General features: G+C 69.9%; 1 protein-coding gene. It reads left to right on the plus strand.

Annotated features, from left to right (window positions below; genetic code table 11):
* A partial coding sequence (locus RH864_RS19180; RefSeq protein WP_310519182.1) for an aminopeptidase P family N-terminal domain-containing protein occupies nt 1-707 on the plus strand: 707 nt, incomplete at both ends.

The following is a 707-nucleotide window of genomic DNA, read 5'->3' on the forward strand; positions in this document are numbered from 1 at the left end:
GATCGCTGCGTTCTTGGCGGAGCAGGCCGAGGCGGTGACCTCGACGCCGCCGCACATCCCGTTCTCGCGCGAGGAGTACGCCGCACGTCTGCGCAAACTCCAGACCGCGATGGCCGAGGACGGCATCGACACGCTCGTGCTGTCCTCACCCGAGGCGCAGAACTGGCTGCACGGCCTCGCCCTGCGCTGGTACAAGATGCAAGGCCCCACCGAATGGCGGCCCCTGACCTGCACCGTCGTCCGCGTCGACGCCGGCTACATCCTGTTCGAAGGCATCGAGCACGGCGAGATGATCCGCCGCACCTCGGTCGCCGACGACGTCCGGCTCCTGCCCCGCTACGAACGCGCCGGCATGCTGCAGCACATCGTCCGCGAATCGGTCGGCATGGGCTGGATCAACGGCTCCCGCGTCGGCCTCGAACTGTTCTCCGCCGTACCGAACCCGGCCGTGTCGGCCATGATCTCCGGCGCGATCCTCGACGCCGGCGGCCGCGTCGTGGACGGCACCCTCACCGCACGCCGCGTACGCCGCACCAAGTCCAAAGCCGAGCTCGACATGGTCCGCAAAGCCGCCGAGATCTGCGACGCCGGCCTGACCCACCTCGCCAGCGTCCTCCGCCCCGGCATGACCGAGCTCGAAGCCCACGGCGAACTCATCAAAGGCCTCTCCGACGCCGGCGGCGAACCCGCCGGCATCCACCAGGTCG

The sequence above is a fragment of the Agromyces aerolatus genome (assembly GCF_031432255.1).
Lineage (GTDB): Bacteria > Actinomycetota > Actinomycetes > Actinomycetales > Microbacteriaceae > Agromyces.